Source organism: Methylobacterium indicum, from assembly GCF_001043895.1.
Classification (GTDB): Bacteria; Pseudomonadota; Alphaproteobacteria; order Rhizobiales; family Beijerinckiaceae; genus Methylobacterium; species Methylobacterium indicum.
On the sequence record NZ_JTHF01000345.1, the window covers coordinates 1 to 6,056 of the forward strand.

Annotated in this window: 4 protein-coding genes and 1 pseudogene; 2 read left to right on the top strand and 3 right to left on the bottom strand. The window is 68.6% G+C overall.

Annotated features, from left to right (window positions below):
- Positions 1-461: 461 nt before the first annotated feature.
- The 3 genes and pseudogenes from QR78_RS35215 to QR78_RS33385 all read right to left on the bottom strand — a co-directional run.
- A complete protein-coding gene (locus tag QR78_RS35215) occupies positions 462-1,136 on the bottom strand; it encodes a hypothetical protein (protein WP_048431205.1) in 675 nt (224 codons plus the stop codon).
- A 15-nt stretch (positions 1,137-1,151) separates the two neighbouring features.
- Positions 1,152-2,222, bottom strand: coding sequence for a hypothetical protein (locus QR78_RS34570; protein ID WP_125901106.1), 1,071 nt, complete (start codon positions 2,220-2,222; stop codon positions 1,152-1,154).
- A 281-nt stretch (positions 2,223-2,503) separates the two neighbouring features.
- Positions 2,504-2,944, bottom strand: a pseudogene (locus tag QR78_RS33385) (transposase family protein); the annotation flags it as partial.
- Positions 2,945-3,148: 204 nt separating this feature from the next.
- Here QR78_RS33385 and QR78_RS36770 point away from each other — a divergent pair.
- Together QR78_RS36770 and QR78_RS29605 are read left to right on the top strand one after the other, a co-directional pair.
- Positions 3,149-3,466: a hypothetical protein gene (locus QR78_RS36770; RefSeq protein ID WP_158004094.1), complete on the top strand. Its 318-nt coding sequence runs from the start codon at positions 3,149-3,151 to the stop codon at positions 3,464-3,466.
- A 446-nt stretch (positions 3,467-3,912) separates the two neighbouring features.
- Positions 3,913-6,056, top strand: a 2,144-nt coding sequence (locus QR78_RS29605; RefSeq protein WP_048431207.1) for a hypothetical protein, incomplete at its 3' end; no start/stop codon positions are given.

Genomic DNA, 6,056 nt, shown 5'->3' on the forward strand with positions numbered 1-6,056 from the left:
ACGCGGTGCACACCCGCGTCGTGACGTCGTAGCTGCCGTTCGCCCCGGCCTTGCCCGCCCCGCCGCTCGATCCTGACCGCCCCGGTGAACCGGGATAGCCGACGCCGCCACTGATGAGAAATGTCGGTGATGCTGCAGGCATCGTTGAGGCCTCCCTGCTCGTCGTGCTCGCACAATCGCGGCGGTCCCCGCGGCGCAGCCGCGATAGCCCGTCGCAGGTCCGTCGTGTCTCGGTGGTCGTGACGACGGCGTACCGGGCCTTCCGGGGCCCAAGGCGCCGGGGGCGCCCGCAGTGACCCTGACTTTCCCGATCCGGGCGGCATCGCTTCCGGGCGCAACCGCCCGTCGTCGCCGGCCCGGCAGCCCCTCTCGCGGGGGACGCCGAGGCGGTCGGCCGGCTTGGCGCCGGCCGCGACCGCGTCGGGCCACCTTTCGGCTCGAGAGGCGGTCCGCTGAAGCGGTCAGCTCTGCGGGATCTGGATCAGGGAGAGCGACGAAGGCTTGCCCGGCTTGCCGGGCGAGCCCGGATTACCCGGGGCGCCGCTCGCGCCGGTGCCGCCGCCCGGCGAGCCCCCGACGCCGCCGTCGCCGCCGGGTCCTCCCGCTCCGGCCGCACCGCCGGCCGAGCCGACCGGCGTTCCGGCACCGCCCCACACGACGGAGGCACCCGGCGCCATGGCGACGTAGCGGATCACCACGGGGGCGCCGTCGCCCCCGTTCCCGCCCGAGCCGCCATTCCCGCCCGCTCCTCCAGGGCCGCCCTTGCCGCCGTTCGTCGCCGGGCAATTGCCGCTCTGGCTTGCGCCGGCACCGCCCGGGCCGCCCTGGCCGCCTTTGCCGCCCGCTCCGCCATTGCCGCCGTTGCCGCCGGCCGTGAGCACCGTCAGCACGCCGGTGATCGTCCCGACGGTCACCGTGATGGCGTTCGCCGCTGCGCCGTCACCGCCGTTGCCGCCCTGTCCACCGACGGAGCCGACTTGCCCGTCCCCGCCGTTCGTGCCGGCCGTCGCGCATGAATTCTTGCCGGACGTGCCAGACGTTCCGGAGTTGCCGCCGCTGCCGATGCCACCTTGCGGACCGACCGGGCCATCCTTGCCGGGCTGCGTCACGCCGCCGATCGAGCGATTGTCTCCCACACTTCCCTCCTTCGGCTACTTCGTCACGTTGGCGTAGAGCTGCCCGATGTTCAGCGTCAGCTCCGTCTCGACGATGACCTGTGCCCCGGGCTCGACCGTCATCACCGCGACGTTCATGCTCACTGGTCCGGGGCCGGTGATCTTGAGCGGGTTGCCGGGCGTCACCGTGATGCTGTCCAGCGCGACCACCCCGCCGGTGACCGGGAAGTGCATGGTGTTGATGAGCGGCTCGTAGTCCTGCACCTTGCTCGAATTGCCGAGCAGGTAGGCCCGCAGGGCCGATCCGACGTGGCCCGAGCGCTCCGGCCCGAGATGCTCGAGCAGCGCGCACATGTCGCCCTTCGCGGCAGTGAGAGCATGCTGAGGATCGTGATCGATCGCAGGCGGGTACTCGACATGATGATCGGCGATGCCGTGCTGGGTGTAATGTTCGTCGGGGATGCCGCCGAGCGCCTTCATCTGCGCGACATCCTTGATCTCATGCTGGATGACCGGAACGTCACTCAGGTCAGCGGCGGCGCTGATCACGAGGGGACCCGGCTTGTCCTGGCCGGTTACGACCGTCTTGCCTTTCAGGTCGTCAGGAGAGAGGCCGTACACCGCGATACGAGACAAGAAATGTTTCTGCTCGTCAGCAGTCAACGATGCATAGGCCATATGACCTACTCCTTCTGGGTGACGAATTTGTCGGCAAAGAATATCCGTGGTTGAAAACCACGTCGCGTTGCTGTTCTCCACGCATCTTACGCACGTGTCGAAACGATCAACAGTGATCTGTTGAATTGCCGTCCAAAGTTGGAAGGTGCGATTCGCTCTGCCAATCTGTGATCGGCCCGACAGAGATGTACCCGGACGGCACAAAATAGCAAGCGCATAGGATTGAAAATGGTGCCGCACCGGGGCGATCTCGATGGGCGGGCCGGGATCCGTAGAAGGGATCGATGCCGGCTCAATGATCGTCGGCCTCTGTCGCGCGGATGATCGAACTCTGAAAGATCGCATTATGGCAAAACTCTTTTTCATGACGGGCGCGAGGTCGTGATCGTCCAGACGCCACTGGATCGCGCTAACCACGATGACCCGCATGGTTGCGTCCGGCAGGGCCGCGCGTTCCCCGGTGGGGCGGCGCGCTTCGGCGGATGCCGCGGGCCGGGAAGGGGGCTCAGGCCGCCGTCATGGCCTCGAGCGCGGCCTTCCGCCCAGTGACACGCACGCCGCGCCCGTACGGTCCCGGAATGTGGTGTGACGGTTCGACCCTGAAGCGTTCGGGCTCTTTCGCCCAGGCTTGGCAGATGCGTTCGTCGGGTGTCAGAACGAACGAACGCGAACTTGCTGGTGCGGTCGATCGCCACGAGCAGGGACAGCTAGCCCTCTTCGGTGCGGACCTGCGCGATATCGATAGGGAAGCAGCCGATCGGATACTGCTCGAAGCGTTGCTCCTCGGGCTTGTCGCCTTCGACCTCCGGCAGGCGGCTGATGCCGTGCCGCTGCAGGCACCGGTGCAGGCTGGAGCGGGTCAGAGGCGGGATCGTAGGCTGCAAACCATAGAGGCCATCATCCAGCGGCAGCAACGCATGCCGCCGAAAGGCGACGACGATCACCTTCTCCTCCGGTGTCGGCACGGTCGAGCGGGGCTCCTCCGGTCCCATGGCAGCGTCGACCGTCATCTCCCGATCCCGTCGCTTCTGCACGGCGGTCGGGCTGACGCCGCAGCGTTTGGCAGCTGCTCTCACGCCTTCTTGACGTCGCTGTCTCGCGCGACGGACGGCCTCCGTCGTGCGGGCGCTGCCGCGAAGAATTTGCCCGATCGCGTATCCCTCGCAGAAGGGTGGTCGGACGTACCACCGCATTGCGGGATCAAGCATCGCCGTGCCGTGACGGAAATGGTCGTGGGTCTGGGTTTCGGGACGACGTGGCGTGACGGGTCGGCTCGGACGGGTGCGCTCAGAACCTGGATCTGGCATTCCGCATCCTGGGCCTGTCGAAGGATCGTCGAGCGGGAGCACGACGGCATGGCGCGGCCGGTCCAGCAGGTGGCCTCGCCGGGTGGCTCGGAGCAAGTCAGGGCACGCATCTCGGCGACGGTGTCGGTGGAGTGGCTCGCCGGGCGGACGGATCTCGTCGCGCAGCAGACCCTCGATGCCTGCTTGGCATGGCGCCGTTGCCAGCGCCAGACGGCCGGCCGGCCGACGCCGGCCTGTGACGCCGGCGAACGCGCCACGACGCGACCGCAATCAGCCGAAACCTCGGGACGCGGCACCCGGCAGAGGAAATCGGTATTCGATCTGGCATCTGTGAATTATAATTTGCATATTTACTTGATATATTGAAAATATGTTTTTGTATCAATGCGGATTGGATTCGTCTAGAGACGCCATTCGATCATGACATGTAAATACGGCGCCTGGATCTGGCGCATAGAGCAGTGATCTATTGATCATTGCATGCAATCGAATGGATCGCTCGCCACATGATGCTGCGCTGGACAGGTTCTGGTCAATCCAGAACGGATGTGCAATGCTTCGTTCGGAAGCCCAGGGCTGACACGATCGATTGATTTTCGTGCTCGCCCGGAGAAAAGGCGTGCAGCGCAATGACGGAGCGCAAGGGGGAGGAGGCCGATCGACCGGCCTGCATTCGCGATCGGTCGGCCTCGACCGGGGTCACGCGACGAGGCGTCCTGGGCGGCGCCGCCACTCTTGCTGCTGGTCAAGCGTTCGCCGCACCGGCCCCCAAGGCATCTCCGAACTATCGTCTCGTCTATTTGGACGAGCGCATGCGCGATGCGGTCGCCCTCCTCGATGAGGACGGCACGAACCGCATGACATGGCCGGCGCGGGAGTTCGGCGAGAAGGCCTATTTCGAGATCGGGCGGGCAAGCCTGCGCGCACGGCCGGCTTCGCAGGGCGGCGGCGCGGGCGAGGCCTACCGCCCCAAGACGTGGACGCTGACCGTCCGTCGCGCCTCCCTGCCCGCCCCGGAGGCCAAGACCTTCACGATGACCTTCGTCATCGACCGCACGGACGAGCTTGCTCCCTGGACGATCGCCCTGTCGTCGGACGGCTGGTGGGATGGCGGCGACGCAGTCCCGTTCCGCCCGATCCAAGTCGCGAGCTTTCTGGGGCTGGACGGCCTGTCCGAGCAGGCCCTGACCGCGGAGATCGCCGAGCGGCGGGCGGGACGGATCCTCCGGGGCTTCTTCGGACCCCGGATCGAATCCAGCGGGCGATTGCGCCTCATGCTGTCAAAGGATCTTTCCTGGAGGGTGGAGCCTCAGGACGCCCGGACCGGCGCTCTCTACATGCTCCACGTGTTCCTCACCTTCCGGCGCCTGACCGTTCGGCGCATCCTGTCGGAGCCGAGCGCCGCGGCGGACGGCCGCGAGAGAGTGCCGCTGCTGTTCGATGCGGAAGCTCCGGCAGCCTCCCGGCCAGGATCAGCGAAGCGGCGGACGGACGGCCTGTACGGCATCGTGCACGGAATTGCCGCCGACGACGCCTTCCCGGTCCTCGAACGGCCCCCCGGCCGGCCGGCGATCCTCGGGTTCGACCTGGGAACGGCCGGCGACCCGGGCGCGTCGCTGGCCGTGAGCCTCAGGCTGAACGGCTCCGTGCCGGCCATCCTCGCGGGCAAGCTCCAGGCTGCGCTCCGGCACTGGGGCGATCCGCAGGAGACGGTCGCAGGCTGCATCCTCTCCTGCGACGGCAAGGGAATCGGCACCGTCTCGGTCGCGACCAGGGAGAACGGACGCCGGCAGGACGAGGCCACCTTTCCGGTCTCGAGCCTCGAAATCGTGCGTCAGCGCCGATCCGACGCCGCGATCGTCACCCGGTTCCGCTTCCGCCCGGCGACGAAGGAGCATCAGGTCGAGACGCGGCTCGGAGGCTTCATCGTGGCCGCCCTCCCGGCGCTGAGTCCGAGGCCGGGCCGCGCCCCGGAGGTAGCTCCCATCGAGGTCGTGACCCACGACGAGGGCGACGAGCGCCGCCTGAGGGCCTTCGGCGCCCGGCACGCGCTGTACGGTGCCGCCGTTCCGCTCCCCGAGCGCACGGGCGCCGCCGAGCCCGACGGCTCGGACGGCCAAAGCCATACTGCGCGCCTCGACTTCGAGGGCGCGGAGGTGCTCTTCCACGTTCCCCGTCTCGTCTCGCCGCAGCCCGGCTCGGCGGATGCCCTCATACCGATCGGCCTGCCGGGGCGCGAGCCGAGCGCGGGGGAGATCGCGCTCGACCGGGCACGGCTGACCGTGCTGCGCCCCACCGATCTCCTCGCGCTCAAATTCCGTTTCGCCGATCTCGTCCTGACGCTGCCGTGGCGGGGCGGCGCACCCTCCCACCCGACGCTGGCCCCGCCCGGCCGCCGCTCCAGCGCCCGGGCCGTCCAGCCTCACGGCACGACCGGCGAGATCCCGGCGCGGGATGGCCGACCGCTCCTCGTGGTGGAGTTCCCGCCGCAGCACGTGTTCGAGCAGGCCTATTTCCGTCGGCGCGAGGACCCGGTCGAGCTGCCCGAGGTCAAGCCCGCCCCGGGCAACGAGGAGGCGGTCGAGACGGAGACCGCGGTCCTGAACAGGCCCAAGCGCTGGCGAGGGCGGCCGGCGGACGGCACGGTCGCCGGCGACCGGATCAAGGCCCGCGAGCGGATCCAGGCGTTGCGCGCCGACGCGGGCAACGACCTCTCCATCTTCCTGAAGACGTTCGAGGAGCAGGCCGCGGCGCAGCGCCTTCCGAAGGAGCAGCGGCTCTATGTGGGCCCGGACTTCCTCGACCCGGATGCCCGGCGCCTCGCGACGGCGTTGTGGCGGGCCCTCGCCAGGCCCGCGGTGTCTCCCGAGCCGAAGGCCCTGGACGTGATCCTCCCGGTGGATGTCCGGGACGAGATCCTGACGCGGGCCGGGCTCGACCCGGGCGCGATCCGCCG